The organism is Stenotrophomonas sp. YJH_SMC_130, from assembly GCF_059369035.1.
On record NZ_JCAFSH010000016.1, the window covers coordinates 18,452 to 41,034 of the forward strand.

Below are 22,583 nucleotides of genomic sequence, written 5' to 3' on the forward strand. Positions count from 1 at the left end.
GCAGGGCGGCGCAGTGCGGCGGTCAACCTGCGGCGGCCAGCGCCTGCCCGGTGCGGCTGGCGGTGGCGCGACCGAGCAGGCCTGCCAGCCAGCGACCGGTTTCGGCCAGTGCCGGCAGGTCCACGCCGCTGTCCAGGCCCAGGCCCTGCAGCAGGTAGACCACGTCTTCGCTGGCCACATTGCCGCTGGCGCCCTTCGCATACGGGCAGCCACCGGCGCCGGAGACAGCACTGTCGACCACGCGCACGCCTTCTTCCAGGCAGGTGGCGATGTTGGCGATGGCCTGGCCGTAGGTGTCGTGGAAGTGCACGGCCAATGCGTCCATCGGAATCTCGGCCGCCACCGCCTGCAGCATCGCCCGTGCCTTGCGCGGGGTGCCGACGCCGATGGTGTCGCCCAGCGAGATTTCGTAACAGCCCATCTGGTGCAGCGCGCGCGCTACCCGCACCACGTCGGCCAGCGGCACCTCGCCCTGGTAGGGGCAGCCGAGCACGGTGGAGACGTAGCCGCGCACGCGCACGCCATCGGCGGCGGCGCGGCGCAGGATGGGCTCGAACCGGGCGAGCGACTCGTCGATGCCGGCATTGGTATTGGTGCGGTTGAACGCCTCGGACGCGGCAGTGAACACCGCCACCTCCTCGACGCCGACCGCACGGGCGCGGTCGTAGCCCTGTTCGTTCGGTACCAGCACCGGGTAGTGGACACCCGGCCTGCGCTGGATGCCGGCATAGACCTCGGCGGCGTCGGCCAGTTGCGGGATCCACTTCGGGCTGACGAAGCTGGTCGCCTCGATGCTGCGCAGGCCGGTGGCCGACAGGCGGTTGATCAGTTCGATCTTGTCGGCGGTGGACACCGACTGCTTTTCGTTCTGCAGGCCGTCACGCGGACCGACCTCGACGATGCGGACGTAATCGCTCATGCGGCTGCCCCATCGGCGGGGCGGTGGCAGACCGCTTCGATGTTGTTGCCGTCCGGGTCGAGCACGAAGGCCGCGTAGTAATCCGGGTGATACCACGGGCGCAGGCCCGGCGCGCCGTTGTCGCGGCCGCCGGCGGCGAGCGCGGCGGCATGGAAGGCATCCACCTGCGCACGGCTGGCGCAGGCGAAGGCCACGTGTACGCCGTGACTGGCGGTGCCGCCATTGCCGAGCCAGAAGAACGGCTTGCCGTCGCTGCCGAAGCCGACGTGGTCGTGGTCGCCGGTCTGTTCGGCGCTCACTTCCATCACCACGCCGATCTGCAGCGGAGCCAGTGCCTGCAGGAAGAAGGTCCTGCTGCGCGCCAGGTCGGCGCTGGTCAAACCAAGATGATCGAGCATGTTCAGGCTTCCGTGACCCAGTGGGGGGCGCGCTTGTCGAGGAAGGCGCCCAGGCCTTCCTGGCCTTCGGCCGAGACCCGCAGGCGCGCGATCAGGGCCGCATTATCGCGATCCAGTGCGTCGCGGTCATGGCTGTCGCGGACCTGCCGCACCAGCTGCTTGGCGGTGGACGAGGCGATCGGGCCGGCCTTGTCGAGCAGGGCCAGCTGGCGTTCCAGCGCCTCGTCCAGGCGCTCGGGTTCGACCAGTTGATGGACCAGGCCGATGCGCAGCGCGGTGTCGGCATCGAAGTGCTCGCCGGTGGCGAACCAGCGACGGGCCTGGCGCGGGCCGATGGCCTCGATCACGTAGGGCGAGATGACGGCGGGCAGCAGGCCCAGGCGGCTTTCGGTCAGGCCGAAGCGGGCCGCAGTGCTGGCGATGGCAATGTCGCAGCAGGCAACCAGGCCGACGCCGCCACCGAAGGCCGCGCCGTGGACCCGGGCCAGGGTCGGCTTGGGCAGCTCGTCCAGGGTGCGCATCAGCCGCGCCAGGGCAAGCGAGTCCTCGCGGTTGTCGGCCTCGCTGGCGGCGGCCATGCCGCGCATCCACTGCATGTCGGCACCGGCCGAGAAGGAAGCGCCGTGACCGGCGACCACCACGGCCCGGACCGAATCATCGCCGCCGGCGGCTTCCAGTGCGGCAGTCAGCCGGGCGATCAGGCTGGCGTCAAAGGCGTTGTGCAGCTCCGGCCGGTTCAGCCAGAGGGTGAGGACAGCGCCACGGCGCTCGATCTGCAAAGCATCGTTCATGGGATTCCAGGGTCACTCCATACCTGTATGGATCATAGCGGGCCATTGGTCATGGGCCATGACGCGACGCGGGAATGTTAGAATCGAGAACCATTTACATCCAGCAGAGAACACGCTAGATGACGCTGTCCGAACTGCCGCTGCACACCTCGGCCGTGGTCGAGTCCGTGCAGGACCTGCATGCCAACGATGCCATTGCCCGTCGCCTGCGCGAGCTGGGTTTCGTGAATGGCGAGGAAGTACGCCTGGTGGCCAAGGGCCCGGTGGGGGGCGAGCCGCTGCTGGTGCAGGTCGGGTTCACCCGGTTCGCGCTGCGGATCAGTGAAGCCAAGCGCGTCGTAGTCGACGCCGTCAGTCAGGAACGACGCGCATGACCGCCACCGTCTCCGCCTCACCGCTGCGCATCGCGCTGGTCGGCAACCCCAACAGCGGCAAGACCGCGCTGTTCAACCAGCTGACCGGCAGCCGGCAGAAGGTCGCCAACTACACCGGCGTCACGGTAGAGCGCAAGGAAGGCCGCCTGCGTGCGCCGTCCGGCCGCGAATTCGCCGTGCTCGACCTGCCGGGTGCCTACAGCCTGCATCCGGCCAGCCTGGACGAGGCGATCACCCGTGACCTGTGCCGGGGCTTCTACCCGGGCGAAGCTGCGCCGGACGTGCTGCTGTGCGTGATCGACGCCACCAACCTGCGCCTGCACCTGCGCTTCGCGCTGGAGCTGCGTGAGCTGGGCAAGCCGATGGTGGTCGCCCTGAACATGGTCGATGCGGCCCAGCGCCGTGGCATCCAGGTGGACGTGGCAGCGCTGGAGCGCGAGCTGGGCGTACCGGTGGTGGAGACCGTGGCGGTGCGCAAGCAGGGTGCCAAGGCCCTGGTCGAGCGCCTCGATGCGATGGTGCCGCACCTGGATGCGCCGGTGCCGGGCCCGGAAGGTGGCATCGACTACCACGCCAAGGTGCGCGAGATCCTGTCGGTCGCCGTGCGGATGCCGGCGCGGACCGCGAAGATCGACGACGCGCTGGACCGCTGGCTGCTGCACCCGGTGTTCGGGCTGATCAGCCTTGCGGTGGTGATGTTCCTGATCTTCCAGGCGGTGTATGCCTGGGCGACGCCGTTGATGGATGGCATCGAGGCTGGCTTCGCCTGGCTCGGTGCTCTCGTTGGCAGCGTGTTGCCGGAGGGGCCGTTGGCCAGCCTGCTGACCGACGGCATCATCGCCGGCGTCGGTGGCGTGGTGGTGTTCCTGCCGCAGATCCTGATCCTGTTCTTCTTCATCCTCGTGCTGGAGGAATCCGGCTACCTGCCGCGTGCGGCGTTCCTGCTCGACCGCATGATGGCCGCCGCCGGCCTGTCCGGCCGCTCGTTCATCCCGCTGCTGTCCAGCTTCGCCTGCGCGGTGCCGGGCATCATGTCCACGCGCAGCATCCAGGACCCGCGTGACCGCCTGGCCACCATCCTGGTCGCACCGCTGATGACCTGCTCGGCGCGCCTGCCGGTGTACGCCCTGCTGATCGGTGCGTTCATTCCGCAGAAGACGGTGTGGGGGGTATTCAACCAGCAGGGCCTGGTCCTGTTCGGCCTGTACGCCGCCGGCATCCTCAGTGCGCTGGCGATGTCGTGGATCATGAAGAAGTGGCGCCGCGACAAGAGCGAGCATCCGCTGATGCTGGAACTGCCGTCGTACCGCCTGCCACATGTGCGTGACCTGGCGGTGGGCCTGTATGAGCGCGGCATGATCTTCCTCAAGCGTGTCGGTGGCATCATCCTGGCGCTGACCATCCTGCTGTGGGTGCTGCTGTCGTTCCCGGCGGCACCAGTGGATGCCACGATGCCGGCCATCGACTACAGCTACGCCGGCCGGATCGGCCATGCGATGGCGGTGTTCTTCGCACCGCTGGGCTTCAACTGGCAGATCTGCATCGCGCTGATTCCGGGCCTGGCCGCGCGTGAGGTGGCGGTGTCGTCGCTGGCCACCGTGTATGCGCTGTCGGCCGCCGATGACGATGCCGCCAGCCAGGCGCTGACCCCGCTGATCAGCGATGGCTGGTCGCTGGCCACGGCCCTGTCGCTGCTGGTCTGGTACATCTACGCCCCGATGTGCATCTCGACGCTGGCGACCATCAAGCGCGAGACCAACTCCTGGAAGCAGATGGGCTTTGCCGCGTTCTACCTGTTTGCCGCGGCTTACGTGGCCGCGCTGATCACCTATCAGGTGACCAAGGCGCTGGGAGGCGGCTGATGGATACCGGGCTGCTGATCCAGTACCTGATCATCGCGGTGGCCGTGCTGGTCAGTGCCTGGGTGGTACTGAAGAAGCAGTTCCCGGGTACCGTGCGCACGCTGCGCGGGGCCTTGGCGCTGGCCCTGCTGAAGCCGGGTCGCGCGGCCTGGCTGCAGGCGCTGGGGCGGAAGATCGCGCCGCCGGCCAGCGGTGGTGGCGGTGCCTGTGGGGGGTGCGACAGCTGCGGGCCGACCAAGAAGTAGCGTCCAGCCATGCTGGACCGCGGCTGTCCGGAGGGTGCGAACTTTCGACCCGCACGCTTTCCAGGGTTCAGACCTCTCTGCGGATGATCGCGCGGAAGTTCCCGTCCTGATTCAATCGCCGCACCGATTCGCGGTTTCCATGGGCTGCTGCGAAACCCGCCACGTCGGCCAGGGCATCGAGCAGCAGGGCCTTCAACGCGTCGCGGTTGCCGGCCTCCAGCAGATCTTCAAGGTCCTGCTGGATGAAGGTCCGGCGCAGGCCTGGCGTTTCTTCGATCCGCCAGTCGACATGGGGCGTGGGAATGCTGGAGCGGTACCGGAAAGCCGTTTCAAGATCGTCAGGCGCGAGGGGATACGCGAGCAGCTCTGGAAAGTAGAGTCCAGCATTCACATAGAAGCCCCGGCTTTCGCTGGCGCGCTGGTGATTAACGACAAGCAGGGCGGCATCCAGCAAGCGGTAGCGCGTGGTCGATGTCCCGGCATAACCGGTCTTCCTGGCGCATTTGCTGAAGACGGTCGAGGATTTCATGGGTTTTGCCCGGGCTGAGGGAAGGGCAACAGACTTGAAGGGGAGCGTTGCCGCGTCCAGTGGCAAACCCGTCACCGCAGAGGCAAGCAGCATCGCAGCGATGGCGCTTGCCGGAGCGGGCGTGCTGCCGCTAGCCTGCAGGCATGAACCAGACTCCCCTGCGATTGCTCATTCACGGTGCCTCCGGGCGCATGGGCCAAGCCCTGCTGCGGCTGGCCGCCGAACATTCCGAAACCCTGCAGATCGTGGCCGCCGTGACCGGTCGCGCGCCGGCCCAGCGCGTAATCGACGGTGTGCCGTTCTTCGCGGCCAGCGAACTGCCCGGTGCGCCGGTGTTCGACGTGGCCATTGACTTCAGCCTGCCGGAGGGCTTCGACCCGCTGCTGGCGCTGTGCGTGGATCGCGGGGCAGGGCTGGTGTCGGGTACCACCGGTATTTCCAGCACGCAGCGCCAGGCGTTGGATGCGGCAGCGGCGAAGATCCCGCTGGTCTGGGCCTCGAACTTCAGCCTGGGCGTGGCGGTACTGGACGAGCTGGTCGAGCGCGCGGCACAGGCGCTGGCTGGCTGGGACTGCGACATCGTCGAATCGCACCACACCCAGAAGAAGGACGCGCCATCGGGCACTGCACTGACCCTGGGCGCGGCCGCCAAGCGGGGCGGGGCGGAGCCGCATTACGCCAGCCTGCGCGCCGGCGACATCGTCGGCGAGCACCTGGTGCAGTTCACCGGGCTGGGCGAGCGCATCGAGCTGGTACACCGGGCCACCAACCGCGACATCTTCGCCCGCGGCGCCCTGTTCGCCGCCCGCCAGCTGCAGGGCCGAGCCCCGGGCAGCTACCGGGTGCGCGATCTGCTGGACGGGCCGCGTTAACCGGTAGCGCCGGGCCGTGCCCGGCGTCGGTGTCGGTTCCGCCGGGCATGGCCCGGCGCTACCAGCGGGCGCCGCATACGCCGCCGGATCGAAATGAATGCGCAATCGCCTGTTCATGAAGCGCGATAACCGCTGGCGCGAGCGCCCCGGCAGCGCTACAATTCGCACTCGCCGAATCACGAAAGCCGGACCGGTCCCAGACCGTACGTCCGCGCTTTTTTGCAACCGGATTTCCGTGAAGCGCAGGCGTGACTTCGGCAGCCCCCTCGGTAGCCAAAGTGAGATTCCCGTGACCCAAGCCGCAATCCTCGTCCTCGAAGACGGCACCGTATTCGAGGGCGAATCCGTAGGCGCGCCCGGCCTGTCCGTCGGTGAAGTGGTGTTCAACACCGCCATGACCGGCTATCAGGAAGTGTTGACCGACCCGTCCTACGCCCGGCAGATGGTCACGCTGACCTATCCGCATATCGGCAACACCGGCATGACCGACCAGGACGATGAAGCGTCCAAGGTGTGGTCGGCCGGCCTGATCGTGCGCGACGTTCCGCGCCGTCCCAGCAACTGGCGCAGCCAGGTGTCGCTGCAGGACTGGCTGATCCAGCGTGGCGTGGTCGCCATCGCCGGCATCGACACCCGCAAGCTGACCCGCATCCTGCGCGAGAAGGGCGCGCAGAACGGTGCGCTGATGGCCGGCGACATCGACGTGGAAAAGGCACTGGAAGCCGCCCGCAAGTTCCCGGGGCTGAAGGGCATGGATCTGGCCAAGGTCGTCACTACCGAGAAGACCTACACCTGGACCGAGGGCCAGCTGGACCTGGATGCCAACGCCTTCGTCAGCGTGCCGGCCCGGTTCAAGGTCGTGGCCTACGACTTCGGCGTGAAGACCAACATCCTGCGCATGCTGGCCGAGCGCGGTTGCGAAGTGACCGTGGTGCCGGCGCAGACCCCGGCCGCCGAAGTGCTGGCGCTGAAGCCGGACGGCGTGTTCCTGTCCAACGGCCCGGGTGACCCGGAACCGTGCGACTACGCCATCGAAGCGATCAGGACCTTCATCGACGTGAAGATCCCGACCTTCGGCATCTGCCTGGGCCACCAGCTGCTCGGCCTGGCCTCGGGCGCGCAGACCATGAAGATGGGCCACGGCCACCACGGTGCCAACCACCCGGTGCAGGACCTGGACAGCGGCCGGGTGATGATCACCTCGCAGAACCACGGTTTCGCGATCGACGAAGCAACCCTGCCGCCGACCCTGCGCGTGACCCACCGTTCGCTGTTCGACGGCACCAACCAGGGCGTCGCCCGCACCGACGTGCCGGCGTTCTCGTTCCAGGGCCACCCGGAAGCATCGCCGGGCCCGCACGACGTCGGTCCGCTGTTCGACCGTTTCGTGGCGCTGATGGAGCAGGCCAAGGCGTGATCAGTACGCCGCCGGCCCCCCGGTGGCGTCGCGATGGACCGTAAACCCCGCATCGCTGCTGCCACTGGCGCGGCGCTGCGGATCAAGATTCCTGATCGACAGCGTGCGATCACTCCCCCTTGTCACGCTGTACTGACTTAGAGAAGAAAATGCCCAAGCGCACTGACCTCAAGACCATCCTCATCATCGGTGCTGGCCCGATCGTCATCGGCCAGGCCTGCGAGTTCGACTACTCCGGTGCCCAGGCCTGCAAGGCCCTGCGTGACGAGGGTTACCGCGTGGTGCTGGTCAACAGCAACCCGGCCACGATCATGACCGACCCGGAGATGGCCGACGCCGTCTACATCGAGCCGATCAACTGGCAGACGGTCGAGAAGATCATCGCCAAGGAAAAGCCCGATGCGCTGCTGCCGACCATGGGTGGCCAGACCGCGCTGAACTGCGCGCTGGACCTGGCCGACCACGGCGTGCTGGAGAAGTACAACGTCGAGCTGATCGGTGCCAAGCGCGAAGCGATCCGCATGGCCGAAGACCGCGAGCTGTTCCGCGTGGCCATGGGTGAGATCGGCCTGGAGTGCCCGACCGCCGCCGTCGCCCACACCCTGGACGAAGCGCTGGAAATCCAGACCCGCGTCGGCTATCCGACCATCATCCGCCCCAGCTTCACCCTGGGCGGCAGCGGTGGCGGCATCGCCTACAACCGCGAAGAGCTGGTCGAGATCGTCAGCCGCGGCCTGGAGCTGTCGCCGACCACCGAAGTGCTGGTGGAAGAGTCGGTGCTGGGCTGGAAGGAATTCGAGATGGAAGTGGTCCGCGATACCGCGGACAACTGCATCATCGTCTGCTCGATCGAGAACCTGGACCCGATGGGCGTGCACACCGGTGACTCGATCACCGTGGCGCCGGCGCAGACCCTGACCGACAAGGAGTACCAGCGCCTGCGCGATGCCTCCATCGCCGTGCTGCGCAAGATCGGCGTCGATACCGGTGGCTCGAACGTGCAGTTCGGCATCAACCCGAAGACCGGCCGCGTGGTCGTCATCGAGATGAACCCGCGCGTGTCGCGTTCGTCGGCGCTGGCTTCCAAGGCCACCGGCTTCCCGATCGCCAAGGTCGCCGCCAAGCTGGCCGTGGGCTACACCCTGGACGAACTGAAGAACGAAATCACCGGCGGCCTGACCCCGGCCTCGTTCGAGCCGTCCATCGACTACGTCGTCACCAAGATCCCGCGCTTCGCCTTCGAGAAGTTCCCGGCCGCCGATGCCCGCCTGACCACCCAGATGAAGTCGGTGGGCGAGGTGATGGCGATGGGCCGCACCTTCCAGGAGTCGGTGCAGAAGGCCCTGCGTGGCCTGGAAACCGGCAAGGTCGGCTTCGACCCGACCGGTCTGGACCTGGGCAACGAAGACGACCTGCAGACCCTGCGTCGCGAGCTGAAGGCGCCGGGCCCGGAGCGCCTGTTCTATGTGGCCGATGCGTTCCGCGCCGGCATGAGTGTGGAAGAGATCTACGCACTGTCATTCATCGATCACTGGTTCCTGGACCAGATCGAGGAAATCATCGCGGCGGAAGGCGAAGTCGCCGCCGGTGGCATCGATGCGCTGGATGCCGCACGCCTGCGCAAGCTGAAGCGCGCTGGCTTCTCCGACGCGCGCCTGGCGCAGCTGACCGGCACCAACGTAGCCGCCATCCGCGCGCTGCGTCGTGCGCACAAGGTGCGCCCGGTCTACAAGCGCGTGGACTCCTGTGCCGGTGAGTTCTCCACCGGCACCGCCTACCTGTACTCGACCTACGAGGACGAGTGCGAGGCCGCGCCGAGCAACCGCGACAAGATCATGATCCTGGGCGGTGGCCCGAACCGCATCGGCCAGGGCATCGAGTTCGACTACTGCTGCGTGCACGCGGCGCTGGCGCTGCGCGAGGATGGCTATGAAACCATCATGGTCAACTGCAACCCGGAAACCGTGTCGACCGACTACGACACCTCCGACCGCCTGTACTTCGAGCCGCTGACCCTGGAAGACGTGCTGGAGATCGTCGAACTGGAACAGCCGAAGGGCGTGATCGTGCAGTACGGCGGCCAGACCCCGCTGAAGCTGGCGCGCGCGCTGGAAGCCAACGGCGTGCCGGTGATCGGCACCAGCCCGGACTCGATCGACCTGGCCGAAGACCGCGAGCGCTTCCAGCAGCTGGTCGACAGGCTGGGGCTGAAGCAGCCGCCGAACCGCATCGCCCGCAATGATCAGGAGGCCCTGCTGCTGGCCCGCGAGATCGGCTACCCGCTGGTGGTGCGCCCGAGCTACGTGCTGGGCGGCCGTGCCATGGAAATCGTCTACGGCGAAGCCGACCTGGCCCGCTACGTGCGCGACGCGGTGAAGGTGTCCAACGATTCGCCGGTGCTGCTGGACCGCTTCCTCGACAACGCGGTGGAGTGCGATGTCGACATCATCGCCGACAAGGATGGCAACGTCCTGATCGGTGGCGTGATGGAGCACATCGAAGAAGCCGGCGTGCACTCGGGCGATTCCTCGTGCTCGCTGCCGCCGTACTCGCTGTCGGCTGAAACCCAGGCCGAGCTGCGCCGCCAGGTGGTGGAGCTGGCCAAGGCCCTGAACGTGGTCGGCCTGATGAATACCCAGTTCGCGATCCAGACCAGTGACGAAGGTGCCGACACCATCTACCTGCTGGAAGTGAACCCGCGTGCCTCGCGCACCGTGCCGTTCGTGTCCAAGGCCACCGGCATGCCGCTGGCGAAGATCGCTGCCCGTTGCATGGCGGGCAAGAGCCTGGCCGAGCAGGGCGCAACCAAGGAAATCGTGCCGGACTATTACTCGGTGAAGGAAGCGATCTTCCCGTTCGCCAAGTTCCAGGGCGTCGATCCGATCCTGGGGCCGGAGATGCGCTCCACCGGCGAGGTGATGGGCGTCGGCCGCACCTTCAACGCCGCCTTCGCGCGTGCGCAGGAAGCCGGCGGCATCAAGGCGCCGCCGGTCGGCAAGGCCTTCGTTTCGGTGCGTGATCCGGACAAGAAGCGCGTGCTGCCGGTGGCCAAGGCACTGCTGGCGCGTGGCTACAGCCTGGTTGCCACCCGTGGCACCGCTGCGTGGCTGCAGCAGCACGGCATGGACTGCGAGATCATCAACAAGGTGGTGGAAGGCCGTCCGCACATCGTCGACTCGATCAAGAACGGCGAGATCGTCTACATCGTCAACACGACCGAAGGTCGTTCGGCGATCAACGACTCGTTCTCGATCCGTCGCGAGGCGCTGCAGCATCGCGTCACCTACTCGACCACCATTGCCGGCGCCAAGGCGCTGGTGGATTCACTGGAATTCCGCGGCACCGGCCCCGTCTGGTCGCTGCAGGAGCTGCACAAGGAGTTGAATGCATGAGAGCCCCGATCACGATGAAGGGCGCGCAGAAGCTGCGCGACGAACTGGATCACCTGAAGTCGGTCAAGCGCCCGAAGGTGATCGCCGCCATCGCCGAAGCACGTGAGCATGGCGACCTGAAGGAGAACGCCGAGTACCACGCCGCGCGCGAAGAACAGGGCTTCATCGAAGGCCGCATCAAGCAGCTGGAGGGCGAGCTGTCGCACGCCGAGATCATCGACGTGAGCAAGCTCAATGCCGGCTCCAAGGTGGTGTTCGGCGCCAGCGTGACCCTGGCCGACGTGGAAACCGACGAAGAGAAGAAGTACCAGATCGTCGGTGACCTGGAGGCGGACATCAAGCAGGGCCTGATCGCGATTTCCTCGCCGGTGGCGCGTGCGATGATCGGCAAGCTGGAAGGTGATTCGATCGTGATCGACGCCCCGGCCGGCCAACGCGAGTACGAGATCGTCAGCGTCAGCTACGTGGACTGACCACGTGGCGACGGCGACCCTGCTGTTGCCGGCACGCAGCCGCTTTGCCGCGGCTGCGCTGCCGGACGATGTGGCACGTGCGCTCGGCCGTGCCACCACGGTGCAGGTCGCGCCGGGCGAACGCGCGCAGCTGACACGCCATTTCTCGGTTGCCGCGTCGCACTGGCCGGTGGCCGCGTTGACCCGCCAGCGCGACGTCGGCGATGCCGCCGGCGCCAGCTGGCTGCGTGCCGATCCAGCCTGCATGGTGCCGGACATGCACGGCGCGCGGATGATGGCCTACGGCGAAACGCTGCGGCCGACGCTGGCCGATTGCCTGGCGTTGCTGCCGGTGTTGCAGCCGTTGTTCGCCGACGCCGGCTTTGTGCTTGACGCACCCGATCCTTCGCGCTGGTACCTGCGGCTGCCGATCGACAGCGAGCTGCCGGACTTCGACAGCCCCGACGAGGTGCTGGGTGATGACCTGTTCTCGCACCTGCCGGAAGGGCAGGGCGGCCGTCGATGGCGGGCGCTGATGACCGAGGCACAGGTGCTGCTGCACAACCATTCCTGGAACCAGCAGCGTGCCGCGCAGGGACAGCAGCCGATCAACTCGCTGTGGTTCTGGGGCGGTGGCGTGATGCCGGTGTCGGTCAGCACCCCGCACGCGCAGGTGCGCAGCCGCGACGCGCTGCTGCAGGGCCTGGCCCTGGCGGCTGGTGTGGCCGTGGACGGCGAGCAGGCCGTGGATGCACTGGTTGACCTGCGCCAGCTGCGCTCTCTGCAGCAGCTCGGCAATGATGCGATCCGGCCGCTGCTGGCCGCGCTCAAGCGTGGCGAACTGCAGCGGCTGGTGCTGGATTTCGAGGACGGCCTGCAGTTCCAGCTGGACCGTGGCCAGCGCTGGCAGTTCTGGAAGAAGCCGCGCCAGCTGCACGACTGACCGGGGTCGGATCCGTTTTCCATCGGAAAACGGCGTTGACCCCGATGTTTGCCGGGGTTGCCGGCCAGCGGGCGGCACTATCGCAGATAGCGGCGCCTCAACGGACCTCGCTGACCACCGTCGGCAGCTGCCAATGACCACCCGCCACGCCGCGGCACTGCCCGGTGGTGAACTCGCCGCTCTTCACGAATCGCGCGCTATCCCAGGCCCAGTCGTGGCCGGAGAAGCAGTCACCGATGCCGCGTCCACGGAAGCGCCCGCGCAGCGTCGCGTCATCGCGATCAAAGTCCTCCGCGTTGGAGGTCACGAACTTCGCCTGGTACGGCGCCCTGTCCTGCACTACCCAGTAGCCGCTGCTGAAGTTGTAGGCACCCATGAAGCAGCTGGTGCTTGCCAGCACATGCTGGGCGTCCAGTCGCTGGATCTCGATCTCGTCTGTCCCGCCCTCGCTCAGGCGGGCGCACTCATCCGGCTTCGGCAGGCTGGCGATCAGTGCCTTGCGCAGGCCCGGTGCGTTCGCCAGTGCCGCGTCCGAGGCGCGCGGTGCTACCAGCGTGCCGCGCATGATCACTGGCACCGGCAACGCCGCAGGTACGCTCGTTTCGGGCTTGTCGCCACGCCGCACCAGCGCCCCCGGCGTGTCCAGCCGGCCCTGGGCCTCGTCCATCTTCAGTAGTACGGCCGCCGCACCGCGGTCGGAGATCGGCCACGCCTTGCCCTCGCCGTCGATGATCTCGATGCGTGCCTCGCGCGGCAGTACGGCGACCAGTGCATCGGTCTGTGCCTGCTGCAACAACACTTTGTCCCCGTCGCCGGTGTCGCGCACCGGGCCCAGGTCCTTGCCGTTCAGGTGCAGGCGCAGCGCCCCGGTCGGCGTCGGGCTTTCGCCATCCTCGCCATTGCGCAGCCGCGCGAGCACCTTCGTACCCGGGCCGCCGGCGCGCTCCAGCATCAGGCTGAGCAGGTTGCCCGCAGCTTGCGGGCTGTAGCCAGCCGCGCGGCAGGTGCGGGTGTTGTCACAGGCCAGCGACCAGTCGTTGTGTTCGAATTCGACCCCGGGCCTGGGCTCAGGCGTCGCGGAGTGGGCGGCCGAGGCCACGGTGAGTGCCATCAGCGCGGTCAGCAGGGTGCGGGTCATGGATGGAAGTCCGTTCCAGGGCAGGCAAGCATGGAAGATGCGGTCGTGAAATCCAAATGCTGCTGGCCGAAGAGCCAAGGGGCCTCGTCAGCAGCGGCAGCCGACCGGGGGAGCGGTGCACGTTATGATGTGCGGGTCTTTTGTAACCGGCGATGCCGATGTCCCTTGCCGCCGATGCTGCGCAGCCGCCCTCTGATACACCGCTGATCCGCCGCCGCGATGCGGTCGTGCCCGGCAGCTGGCCAGAGGGCACGCTGCCATTGCTGGCGCGACTCTATGCCAGCCGCGGTGCGGGAACGCCAGAGCTGGCGCTGCCGAAACTGGGCAGCCTCCACGCGCCCGAGCTGCTGACCGGTATCGATGATGCAGTGGGCCTGCTGATCGAAGCCATCGCCAACGACAAGCGCATTCTGGTGGTCGGCGATTTCGATTGCGATGGCGCCACCGCCTGTGCGGTCGGCGTGCGTGGCCTGCGCATGCTCGGCGCGCAACACGTCTTCCACGCGGTGCCGAACCGCATGGTGCACGGCTATGGCCTGTCACCGTCGCTGGTGGAAGAGCTGGCCGCGCTGCAGCCGGATCTGCTGGTGACCGTCGACCACGGCATTGCCTGCCATGCGGGCGTGACCGCGGCCAAGGCGCGCGGCTGGCAGGTGCTGGTCACCGACCATCACCTTCCCGGGCCGCAGTTGCCGCCGGCCGATGTCATCGTCGATCCCAATCTCGACGGTGATGCGTTCCCCAGCAAATCGCTGGCCGGCGTCGGCGTGATCTTCTACGTGCTGATGGCCCTGCGTCGGCAGATGCGCGAGGCCGGCGTTTTTGCCGATGGCAAGGGGCCGGACCTGACCACGCTGCTGGACCTGGTGGCGGTGGGCACCGTTGCGGACCTGGTAGCGCTGGACCCGAACAACCGTGCGCTGGTCAGCGCAGGCCTGCGCCGTCTGCGCGCGGGGCAGGGCTGTGTCGGCCTGCGTGCGCTGATCGAAGCCAGCGGCCGTGATGCCGCGCGGCTGACCGCCACCGACATCGGCTTCGCGCTCGGCCCGCGCCTGAATGCCGCGGGCCGGCTGGAAGACATGGCGCTGGGCATCGCGCTGCTGCTGACCGAAGACCCGCGCCAGGCGCGCGAGATCGCGCAGACGCTGGAGCAGATCAATTCGGAACGGCGCGCCGTGCAGCAGTCGATGACCGATGACGCCGAGCAGGCATTGACCCGGGTAGTGCTGGACATGGCCGGTCGGCGACCGGTGGCGGCCTGCCTGTTCGATGCCGACTGGCATCCGGGCGTGGTCGGCCTGGTCGCGTCGAAGATGAAGGATCGCCTGCATCGTCCGGTGATCGCCTTCGCCCCGGCCGAGCCCGGCGCCGATACCCTGCGTGGCTCTGCGCGCTCGATTCCCGGGCTGCACATCCGTGACGCCCTGGCGCTGGTCGATGCGCGCCACCCAGGCCTGATCGAACGCTTCGGCGGCCACGCCATGGCGGCTGGGCTCAGCCTGCGGCGTGACCACGTCGATGACTTCAAGACAGCCTTCGTCGCGGTGGTGCTGGAGATGCTCGATCCGGCGGCACTGCAGCAGCAGGTGCTCAGTGACGGCGAGCTGGCGGCGGACGAGCTGGACCATCGCCACGCCGATGCGTTGCGCCTGGCCGGGCCGTGGGGCCAGGGTTTCCCCGAGCCACTGTTCGATGGCCGCTTCGAAGTGGCCAACTGGCGCGTGCTGAAGGAGCGTCACCTGAAGCTGGAACTGCGCCTGCCCGGCGTACCCGGCACCATCAACGCCATCCATTTCGGCGGCTGGCACGGCAACGCGCCGAGTCGCCACGTGCATCTCGCCTATCGGCTCGCCTGCGACGACTATCGCGGCGGCAGCGCCATCCAGCTGATCGTCGAGCACTGCCTGCCCGCCTGAGAAAAAGGGGACGGAGGGGATTAAGTCGCTTGTGCCTTGTTTGCCAGTTGCGACTTAATCCCCTCCGTCCCCTTTTTTGGTCTCCCAACCCCGTTACGGCTGCTGGTGCGTTCAACGATCCACGATCCCACTGGAGTCCGGTCATGGTCTTCGCCCGTTGCTGCATTGTGTTGTTGCTGGCCCTTGCGGCCTGGCCCGCTGGCGCGCAGTCGCCGCCGATCTCCCGGCCGCAGGCCGCCACCCCGCTGCTGATCGCACCGGCGGCTGAGCAGCCGGTTCAATTACGACAAGCCCGCATCGAGGGCGAGATCCAGGCCGGCATCGCCCAGACCCGGATCACGCTGGAATTCCACAACCCCAACCGGCGGGTACTGGAGGGCGAGCTGCAGTTCCCGCTGGCCGATGGCCAGCAGATCAGCGGCTTCGCGCTGGATATCAACGGCGAGATGCGTGACGCGGTGCCGGTGCCCAAGGACCGCGGCCGCCAGGTGTTCGAGGAGATCGCCCGTCGTGGCGTCGACCCGGGGCTGCTGGAACAGACCGCCGGCAACCAGTTCCGGCTGCGCATCTACCCGCTGCCGGCCGGCGGCAGCCGACGCGTGCAGCTGGTGATTCGCGAGCCGTTGGCCTTCGCCGGCCAAGGCTGGCAGTGGACGCTGCCGCTGCAGTTTGCTGCCGGTGCAGCCTCGGTTGAACTGAAACTGCAGGCACCTGGCACGACCACCGTAGGTACGGCGCCATTCCGCATCAGCGCGGGCCAGCTGCAGTGGCAGGGCAAGGGCGCGCAGTTGCCGAAGCAGCTGCACTGGAGCCTGCCGGCAGCACGCCAGGCACAGGTGCAGGTGGCGCCCTGGCAGGACGGCCATTACCTGCTGGCGCAGCTGCCGGTGGCGGCCAGCAGCACGCCGCGCAGACTGCCGAGCGAAATCGGCCTGCTGTGGGACGGCTCCGGTTCGGCGGGACAGCGCGAACGCACGCGCGAGTTCGCCCTGCTGGATCGCTATTTCGCCGCGCTGGGTGACGGCACCGTGGCCTTGACCGTGCTGCGCGATCGCGCCGAGCCGGTGCGTCGCTTCCGCATCCGCGCCGGTAACTGGAGTGAGCTGCGTGCGGCACTGCAGGCCGTACGCCCGGACGGTGCCAGCGCGCTGGCGCAGTGGCAACCAGAGCAGAGGGTGAAGGAATACCTGTTGGTCAGCGATGGCCTGCTGACCTACGGGCCGGAACAGCTGCCGGCGATGGCGCCGGACCAACGCCTGTTTGCGGTCAGCAGCGCCGGTGCGCGCACCGATGCCGTGCGACTGCGTGGCTGGAGCGAAGCGCATGGTGGTCGCTTCGTCGCGCTGGGGAAGGATGTCGAATTGGCCGCCCGTGAGCTGCTGTCGTCGCCGCTGGATGTGCAGGTCGATGCAGGGCGCGGCGTGCAGGACGTGGTGATCGATCGTCGCAGTGAAGCCCAGGGCTGGTTGTGGCTGCATGCACGACTGGCGGCCGAAGGCGTGCCGATGCGGGTGCGCGTGGGTGGCGGCGAATGGCAGGCGTTGCCCGCCACGCAGAAGAGCAAGGACGGTGAACTGCTGGCCGGTTTGTGGGCGCAGGCGCGTCTGCAGCAGCTGGCCGCCGACCGTCATGGCAACCGCGAGGCGATGCAACGCCTGTCACAACAGTTTGGCCTGGTGGGGCCGGATACCTCGCTGATCGTGCTGGAGACGCTGGAGGACTACCTGCGCTATGCGATCCGCCCTTCGGGCACGCTGCGCGCGGAGTACGACGCCAAGTTTGCAGTGCAGGTCAGGGATCGCGCCGCTGCTGATCGCCAGCGCCTGGATGAAGTGGCCGCCCGCTGGAAGGAGCGCCAGCAGTGGTGGAACCGCAGCTGGCCGAAGGATGCGCCGCCGCAGGCGAAGGGCGGGGCACTGGAAGTGGCCTCGGCGGACTACGCGATGGAATCGGCCCCGATGGCGATGCTCGCCGCGCCTGCCCCCGCCGCTCCGCCCGCCCCCACGCCGATGGCGGCGACCGAGCAACGCATGGAAGCCAGCAGCGCGCGTGCACGTCGCTCAGCGCCTGCATCGAACAAGGCCCTGGATTCAATCACGGTCACTGGTGGCCGTGTCACTACGCCCGCTGCCGCCAACGAGGGCGAGCTCGGCATCCAGCTGGCGGCCTGGCAGCCGGACTCGGCCATCGCCCGGCGCCTGCGCCAGGGGCCGCCGTCGCAGCTCTATGACCGCTATCTGGCCGAGCGCGATGCCCACGCCGACAGCAGCGCGTTCTTCCTCGATGTGGCCGACCTGCTGCTGGAGCAGGGCCAGCGCGAGCTGGCACTGCGGGTGCTGTCGAACCTGGCCGAAATGGATCTGGACAACCGCCACCTGCTGCGCGTGCTCGGTTACCGACTGATGCAGGCCGATGCTCCCGCACTGGCGGTGCCGGTGTTCGAGCAGGTGCTGGCGATGGGCCAGGAAGAACCGCAAAGCTTCCGCGACCTGGGCCTGGCGCTGGCAGCGGCCGGCAAGCCACAGCAGGCGCTGGCGCCGCTGTACCAGGTGGTGGTGCGGCCGTGGGACAGCCGCTTCGATGGCATCGCCCTGATCGCACTGGATGAGCTGACCAACCTGGTGGCCAGCAGCACGCCCCGGCTGGATACCACCGGCATCGACCCGCGCCTGTTGCAGGCGATGCCGCTGGACCTCCGCGTGGTGCTGTCGTGGGACGCCGACAACAGCGACATGGACCTGTGGGTAACCGACCCGAACGGCGAGCGCGCTTACTACGGTAACCGGCTGACCTACCAGGGCGGGCAGATGTCGCAGGACTTTACCGGCGGCTATGGCCCCGAGCAGTTCTCGCTGCGCAACGCCAAGCCGGGCAAGTACAAGGTGGAGGCGAACTACTTTGGCAGCCGCCAGCAGCTGGTGACCGGTGCGACAACCCTGATGCTGCGGCTGACCACCCACTGGGGCACGCCGAAGCAGAAGGATCAGACGGTGACGATGCGACTGAAGGACCGTGCCGAGACCGTGCTGGTGGGCGAGTTCGAGGTTAAATAGTCAACTGCCCCAAGTGGCCGTCCGAGGGGGGGCAAGGAAGACCCTCGTCGACGCCGCTCTGGGGCAAGGAGGCCCTGTGTGGGGTCGGCCGCAGCCCGGCCGGCTCCCCGCGCCAAGGCGGACATCGCCCGCCTGAATGCAGCGCCAGTGCATCATGCTGGAGCCCCGGCGCAGGCCCAGGCCCTCATTCCGGGCACCCCCGGCCTGCGCTATCATTACTAGTCATCTTTTGAATGCATAACCGCCGACATGATCGAACTGAATCCTGTCCGCCAGCGCATCACCGATCTGACCGATCGCGTGCTGTCGCTTCGGGGGTATCTTTGACTACGACGCCAAGAAAGAGCGTCTTGAAGAAGTAACGCGGGAGCTGGAAAGCCCCGACGTCTGGAACAACGCCGAGTACGCCCAGAACCTGGGCCGCGAGCGTTCCAGCCTGGAAAAGACCGTGGGCGGCATCGCCTCGGTGCTCGATGGCCTGAACGACGCCACTGAACTGCTGGAGCTGGCCGAGTCCGAGCAGGACGAGGAGACCGCGCTGGCGGTGGTCGCCGACCTCGACAAGCACCAGGCGCACGTGGAGAAGCTGGAGTTCCAGCGCATGTTCTCCGGCGAGATGGACAATGCGGCCGCGTTCGTCGACATCCAGGCCGGTGCCGGTGGCACCGAAGCCCAGGACTGGGCCGAGATCCTGCTGCGCATGTACCTGCGCTGGTGCGAGTCGCGCGGCTGGAAGACCGAACTGATGGAAGTCTCCGGTGGCGACGTCGCCGGCATCAAGTCGGCCACGCTGCGCGTGGAAGGCGATTACGCCTACGGCTGGCTGAAGACCGAGACCGGCGTGCACCGCCTGGTGCGCAAGTCGCCGTTCGACTCGGACAACCGCCGCCACACCAGCTTCACCTCGGTGTTCGTGTCGCCGGAAATCGATGACAACATCGACATCACCATCAACCCGGCCGACCTGCGTACCGACGTGTACCGTTCGTCCGGTGCCGGTGGCCAGCACGTGAACAAGACCGAGTCGGCAGTGCGTATCACCCACATCCCGACCAACATCGTTGTGGCCTGCCAGACCGGCCGCAGCCAGCACCAGAACCGCGACAACGCGATGAAGATGCTGGCCGCCAAGCTGTATGAACTGGAGATCCAGAAGCGCAACGCCGAGAAGGACGCGGTGGAAGCCACCAAGTCCGACATCGGCTGGGGCAGCCAGATCCGCAACTACGTGCTGGACCAGAGCCGTATCAAGGACCTGCGTACCGGCATCGAGCGTTCGGACACGCAGAAGGTGCTGGACGGCGACCTGGACGAGTTCGTCGAGGCCAGCCTGAAGGCCGGTTTGGCCGTGGGCTCCAAGCGCGCCGATGCCTGATCGACGCGCCTGCGTGGATTTCGTCACCCTTGTGCGCAACGCCGAGGGTAGCCGATCACGCTTCCGGTAGAGCCGAGCCCATGCTCGGCTGCTGTTGGCGCAGTAGCAGACGCGTCGAGCATGGCTCGACGCTACAAGGGGTAGGACGGGCCGATGATGCGCAGCGAAAGTGAACGCAAGGAACTCGGTGGCTTCCTCAAGGCCTGCCGCGCCCGTGTCGACCCCGCCACGCTCGGCCTCCCGGCCGGGCGCCGGCGCACCCCGGGCCTGAAGCGCGAGGAAGTGGCGCTGGCGATCGGGGTCAGCGTCAGCTGGTACACCTGGATCGAGCAGGGCCGTGAAGTGCGCGCCTCGCCCGAAGTGCTGGAGCGCCTGGCACAGGTGCTGCGCATGAGCGACGACGAGCGCGCCTACGCGTTCGCGCTGTCCGGCTACGGCGTGCCGCTGGAATCGCCGGACGAGAGCGTGACCGACGGCCTGCGCCAGCTGGTGGAGGCGATGCAGCCGATCCCGGCCTACGTACGCAATACCCGCTTCGACATCCTGGCCTGGAACCCGGCCATCGCCGATCTTTTCGTCGACTACAGCCACCTGGCGCCGCATGAGCGCAACACGCTGCGGCTGATGTTCCTGTACCCGCCGTATCGCACGCTGATCCTCAACTGGGAAGAAATGACCCGCGGGCTGCTGGCGGGCTTCCGCGCGGCGATGGCGCAGGCCCCGGACAAGGCCCCGTTCCTGGCGCTGGTGGAAGACATCGCCGTGCACAGCGAAGAGTTTCGCCAATGGTGGCCGGAGCACGACGTGCGTCGGTTCGATGAAGGTGCGAAGAAGCTCAACCATCCCACGCGGGGGTTGCTGGACCTGCAGTATGTGGCGCTGGTGCCGGAGAGCCGGCACGACCTGTCACTGGTGACCTACCTGCCGCGGAAGTAGGTTGATCGGCAGGGCTTGCAGCCCTGCACCTGCTCAATGCAACGGCCAAAGCCAGAGCCAGAGCCAGAGCTAGGTTCCGTGGTTTGGCGGGGCGGTGTCGGAGTGCGGGGACGCCGCAAGTACGTCCGTGTAGGCTTGGCAGCCGCTTGCTCGTGTGCGCTTTCCTGCGCACACGAGCAAGCGGCGACCGAGCTTACATGGGTAAGGGCGCTTTGCTTGCGAAGCACTGCTTCGCAAGCGCCCGAACGCACAGCCGCCAGCGGCTGGGCCGGGCCCCGGAGGGGTACTTGCAGCGTCCCCCTCAACCGGACCCACCCCGCCAACCCACGGAATGCCAGCTTCTGCCGTTGCCGTTGCCGTTGCCTTGGCTTGGCTTGGCTTGAAGCCTCTGCGGGTGCAGGGCGCAGCCCTGCCGATAACCCCATTCACACAGGTAAGTGCAGGTCACAGGATAAGCAGACGCCTTGTTGCCTCCGCCAATCGGGTCCACATTCCTGTGCAGAAGACGGGCCGCTGCCCGTTGCCGAGACAACAGGAGCCCTGCATGTCCGCTGCCCCCACCACCGCCATTTCCCGCGATCCGGCCACCGGCCAGCAGATCGCCAGCCATCCCTTCGCCACCGATGCCGAGCTGGAAACAATCCTCGATCGCGGCCAGGTCGGCTTTGCGGCCTGGAGCGTCAAGAGCCTCGAACAGCGCGCAGACGTACTGCGTGCGATGGCCGCCGTACTGCGGCGTGACCGCGAAAAGCTGGCCGCGCTGGCTACCGCCGAGATGGGCAAGGTACAGGCCGAATCGCTGGCCGAGATCGAGAAGTGTGCCGTGCTGTGCGACTGGTACGCCGAGCACGGCGCGCAGTTCCTGCGCGACGAACCGACCCAGGTGCCCGACGACAAGGCCTACGTGTCCTACCTGCCGCTGGGCGTGGTGCTGGGCATCATGCCGTGGAACTTCCCGTACTGGCAGGTGATGCGTGCGGCGGTGCCGATCCTGATGGGCGGCAACGGCTTCCTGCTGAAGCCGGCCGAGAACATCGTCGGTACCGCGCAGCTGCTCGACGCGGCCTGGCGCGATGCCGGCCTGCCGGAAGGCACCTTTATCGCCGCCAACATCAGCCGCGAGGGCACCAGCCGCGCGATCGCCGATGATCGCATCGCCGCAGTGACCCTGACCGGCAGCGTGGCCGCAGGCCGCAGCATCGCCGCCCAGGCCGGGCAGGCGCTGAAGAAGGTGGTGCTGGAGCTGGGGGGCTCGGATCCGTTCATCGTACTGGCCGACGCCGATCTGGACGCCGCCGTTGATGCGGCGGTAGCCTCGCGCTTCCAGAACACCGGGCAGGTCTGCATCGCCGGAAAGCGCATCATCGTCGAAGACGCGGTCTACGACCGTTTCGTGGCGCAGTTCTGCCAGAAGGTGCAGGCACTGAGCATCGGCGATGGCCGCGACCCGGCCAACCGCATCGGCCCGATGGCACGCCAGGACCTGCTGGAACAGTTGGACGCGCAGGTGCGCGCCTCGGTGGAGGCAGGCGCGATGCTGCTCGTCGGTGGCCATCAGCTCGATCGCCCGGGCGCGTTCTATGCGCCCACCGTGTTGGCGGACGTGGAACCGGGCATGCAGGCCTTCGATACCGAGACCTTCGGGCCGGTGGCCTCGATCAGCCGCGCCCGCGATGCCGACCATGCAGTGGAACTGGCCAACCAGAGCGAGTTCGGCCTGAGCGGCAACCTGTGGACCGGCGACCGCGCGCGGGCCATGCAGCTGGCGCGCCGGCTGCAGAGCGGCGGCGTGTTCGTCAACGGCTTCTCCGCTTCAGACCCGCGCGTGCCGATCGGCGGCGTGAAAAAGAGTGGCTTCGGTCGTGAGCTCTCGCACTTCGGCATCCGCGAATTCGTCAACGCGCAGACGGTGTGGTTCGACAAGCGTTGACGCGCAGCTTCCCTCCTTCCTGCAACGATCCACCATCAGTC

Annotated in this window: 18 protein-coding genes; 13 read left to right on the plus strand and 5 right to left on the minus strand. The window is 67.5% G+C overall.

The genetic code is table 11. The annotated features are described in order from the left end of the window. Nucleotides 1-22: 22 nt before the first annotated feature. Genes AC5P5V_RS15125 through AC5P5V_RS15135 form a run of 3 tightly spaced genes read right to left on the minus strand, consistent with a single transcriptional unit; the run spans nucleotide 23 to nucleotide 2,108 of the window. Complete coding sequence (locus tag AC5P5V_RS15125; protein ID WP_061479263.1) at nucleotides 23-919, minus strand: hydroxymethylglutaryl-CoA lyase; 897 nt, start codon at nucleotides 917-919, stop codon at nucleotides 23-25. Then, nucleotides 916-1,317, minus strand: a complete 402-nt coding sequence (locus AC5P5V_RS15130; protein ID WP_061479264.1) for a VOC family protein — start codon at nucleotides 1,315-1,317, stop codon at nucleotides 916-918. The genes AC5P5V_RS15125 and AC5P5V_RS15130 overlap by 4 nt, the downstream gene beginning before the upstream one ends. 2 nt (nucleotides 1,318-1,319) lie before the next feature. Beyond that, nucleotides 1,320-2,108 carry an enoyl-CoA hydratase/isomerase family protein gene (locus AC5P5V_RS15135; protein ID WP_061479265.1) on the minus strand — a complete coding sequence of 263 codons (789 nt, stop codon included), beginning with the start codon at nucleotides 2,106-2,108 and terminating at the stop codon, nucleotides 1,320-1,322. Between the two features lie 119 nt (nucleotides 2,109-2,227). On the opposite strand from AC5P5V_RS15135, the gene AC5P5V_RS15140 reads away from it, so the two are divergent. Genes AC5P5V_RS15140 through AC5P5V_RS15150 form a run of 3 tightly spaced genes read left to right on the plus strand, consistent with a single transcriptional unit; the run spans nucleotide 2,228 to nucleotide 4,589 of the window. Beyond that, complete coding sequence (locus AC5P5V_RS15140) at nucleotides 2,228-2,482, plus strand: FeoA family protein (RefSeq protein WP_049464336.1); 255 nt, start codon at nucleotides 2,228-2,230, stop codon at nucleotides 2,480-2,482. Further along, nucleotides 2,479-4,344, plus strand: a complete 1,866-nt coding sequence (feoB, locus tag AC5P5V_RS15145) for a ferrous iron transporter B (protein WP_134968888.1) — start codon at nucleotides 2,479-2,481, stop codon at nucleotides 4,342-4,344. Before AC5P5V_RS15140 ends, feoB begins: the two co-directional genes overlap by 4 nt. After that, nucleotides 4,344-4,589 (plus strand): DUF6587 family protein, encoded by a 246-nt coding sequence (locus AC5P5V_RS15150; RefSeq protein WP_065177612.1) that lies wholly within the window; start codon nucleotides 4,344-4,346, stop codon nucleotides 4,587-4,589. The genes feoB and AC5P5V_RS15150 overlap by 1 nt, the downstream gene beginning before the upstream one ends. A gap of 67 nt (nucleotides 4,590-4,656) precedes the next feature. On the opposite strand, the gene AC5P5V_RS15155 is transcribed toward AC5P5V_RS15150, so the two are convergent. After that, nucleotides 4,657-5,118 carry a DUF4304 domain-containing protein gene (locus tag AC5P5V_RS15155; RefSeq protein ID WP_072168998.1) on the minus strand — a complete coding sequence of 154 codons (462 nt, stop codon included), beginning with the start codon at nucleotides 5,116-5,118 and terminating at the stop codon, nucleotides 4,657-4,659. A gap of 143 nt (nucleotides 5,119-5,261) precedes the next feature. Between AC5P5V_RS15155 and dapB the strand changes: the two genes are divergently transcribed. The 5 genes from dapB to AC5P5V_RS15180 all read left to right on the plus strand — a co-directional run bounded on the left by dapB (nucleotide 5,262) and on the right by AC5P5V_RS15180 (nucleotide 12,194). Continuing rightward, on the plus strand, nucleotides 5,262-5,990 hold the full coding sequence (gene dapB / locus AC5P5V_RS15160) for a 4-hydroxy-tetrahydrodipicolinate reductase (RefSeq protein WP_134968887.1): 729 nt from the start codon (nucleotides 5,262-5,264) through the stop codon (nucleotides 5,988-5,990). A gap of 289 nt (nucleotides 5,991-6,279) precedes the next feature. Further along, complete coding sequence (gene carA, locus AC5P5V_RS15165) at nucleotides 6,280-7,407, plus strand: glutamine-hydrolyzing carbamoyl-phosphate synthase small subunit (RefSeq protein ID WP_061479270.1); 1,128 nt, start codon at nucleotides 6,280-6,282, stop codon at nucleotides 7,405-7,407. A gap of 149 nt (nucleotides 7,408-7,556) precedes the next feature. Next, on the plus strand, nucleotides 7,557-10,799 hold the full coding sequence (carB, locus tag AC5P5V_RS15170; protein WP_134968886.1) for a carbamoyl-phosphate synthase large subunit: 3,243 nt from the start codon (nucleotides 7,557-7,559) through the stop codon (nucleotides 10,797-10,799). An 8-nt stretch (nucleotides 10,800-10,807) separates the two neighbouring features. Continuing rightward, on the plus strand, nucleotides 10,808-11,272 hold the full coding sequence (gene greA / locus AC5P5V_RS15175) for a transcription elongation factor GreA (protein ID WP_181453298.1): 465 nt from the start codon (nucleotides 10,808-10,810) through the stop codon (nucleotides 11,270-11,272). A gap of 4 nt (nucleotides 11,273-11,276) precedes the next feature. Continuing rightward, the gene (locus AC5P5V_RS15180; RefSeq protein WP_134968885.1) at nucleotides 11,277-12,194 is read left to right on the plus strand and encodes a phosphoglycerate mutase; all 918 of its coding nucleotides are present in this window, start codon (nucleotides 11,277-11,279) and stop codon (nucleotides 12,192-12,194) included. A gap of 97 nt (nucleotides 12,195-12,291) precedes the next feature. Here AC5P5V_RS15180 and AC5P5V_RS15185 read toward each other — a convergent pair whose 3' ends face one another. Beyond that, the gene (locus tag AC5P5V_RS15185; protein WP_134968884.1) at nucleotides 12,292-13,332 is read right to left on the minus strand and encodes a DUF1176 domain-containing protein; all 1,041 of its coding nucleotides are present in this window, start codon (nucleotides 13,330-13,332) and stop codon (nucleotides 12,292-12,294) included. A gap of 158 nt (nucleotides 13,333-13,490) precedes the next feature. On the opposite strand from AC5P5V_RS15185, the gene recJ reads away from it, so the two are divergent. The 5 genes from recJ to AC5P5V_RS15210 all read left to right on the plus strand — a co-directional run bounded on the left by recJ (nucleotide 13,491) and on the right by AC5P5V_RS15210 (nucleotide 22,542). Next, entirely contained in the window at nucleotides 13,491-15,248 is a 1,758-nt protein-coding gene (gene recJ, locus AC5P5V_RS15190; protein ID WP_231352701.1) for a single-stranded-DNA-specific exonuclease RecJ, read from the plus strand. A gap of 143 nt (nucleotides 15,249-15,391) precedes the next feature. After that, nucleotides 15,392-18,301, plus strand: a complete 2,910-nt coding sequence (locus AC5P5V_RS15195; RefSeq protein WP_231352702.1) for a DUF2135 domain-containing protein — start codon at nucleotides 15,392-15,394, stop codon at nucleotides 18,299-18,301. Between the two features lie 249 nt (nucleotides 18,302-18,550). Then, nucleotides 18,551-19,676, plus strand: a protein-coding gene (gene prfB / locus AC5P5V_RS15200) for a peptide chain release factor 2 (RefSeq protein ID WP_111008336.1) whose coding sequence is annotated in 2 segments (ribosomal slippage) — nucleotides 18,551-18,625 and nucleotides 18,627-19,676 — 1,125 coding nt in all. Because the reading frame shifts where the segments join, the coding sequence is not laid out codon by codon here. Between the two features lie 153 nt (nucleotides 19,677-19,829). Continuing rightward, nucleotides 19,830-20,612 carry a helix-turn-helix transcriptional regulator gene (locus tag AC5P5V_RS15205; RefSeq protein ID WP_134969457.1) on the plus strand — a complete coding sequence of 261 codons (783 nt, stop codon included), beginning with the start codon at nucleotides 19,830-19,832 and terminating at the stop codon, nucleotides 20,610-20,612. Nucleotides 20,613-21,156: 544 nt separating this feature from the next. Continuing rightward, nucleotides 21,157-22,542: an NAD-dependent succinate-semialdehyde dehydrogenase gene (locus tag AC5P5V_RS15210; protein WP_134968513.1), complete on the plus strand. Its 1,386-nt coding sequence runs from the start codon at nucleotides 21,157-21,159 to the stop codon at nucleotides 22,540-22,542. Nucleotides 22,543-22,583 lie beyond the last annotated feature (41 nt).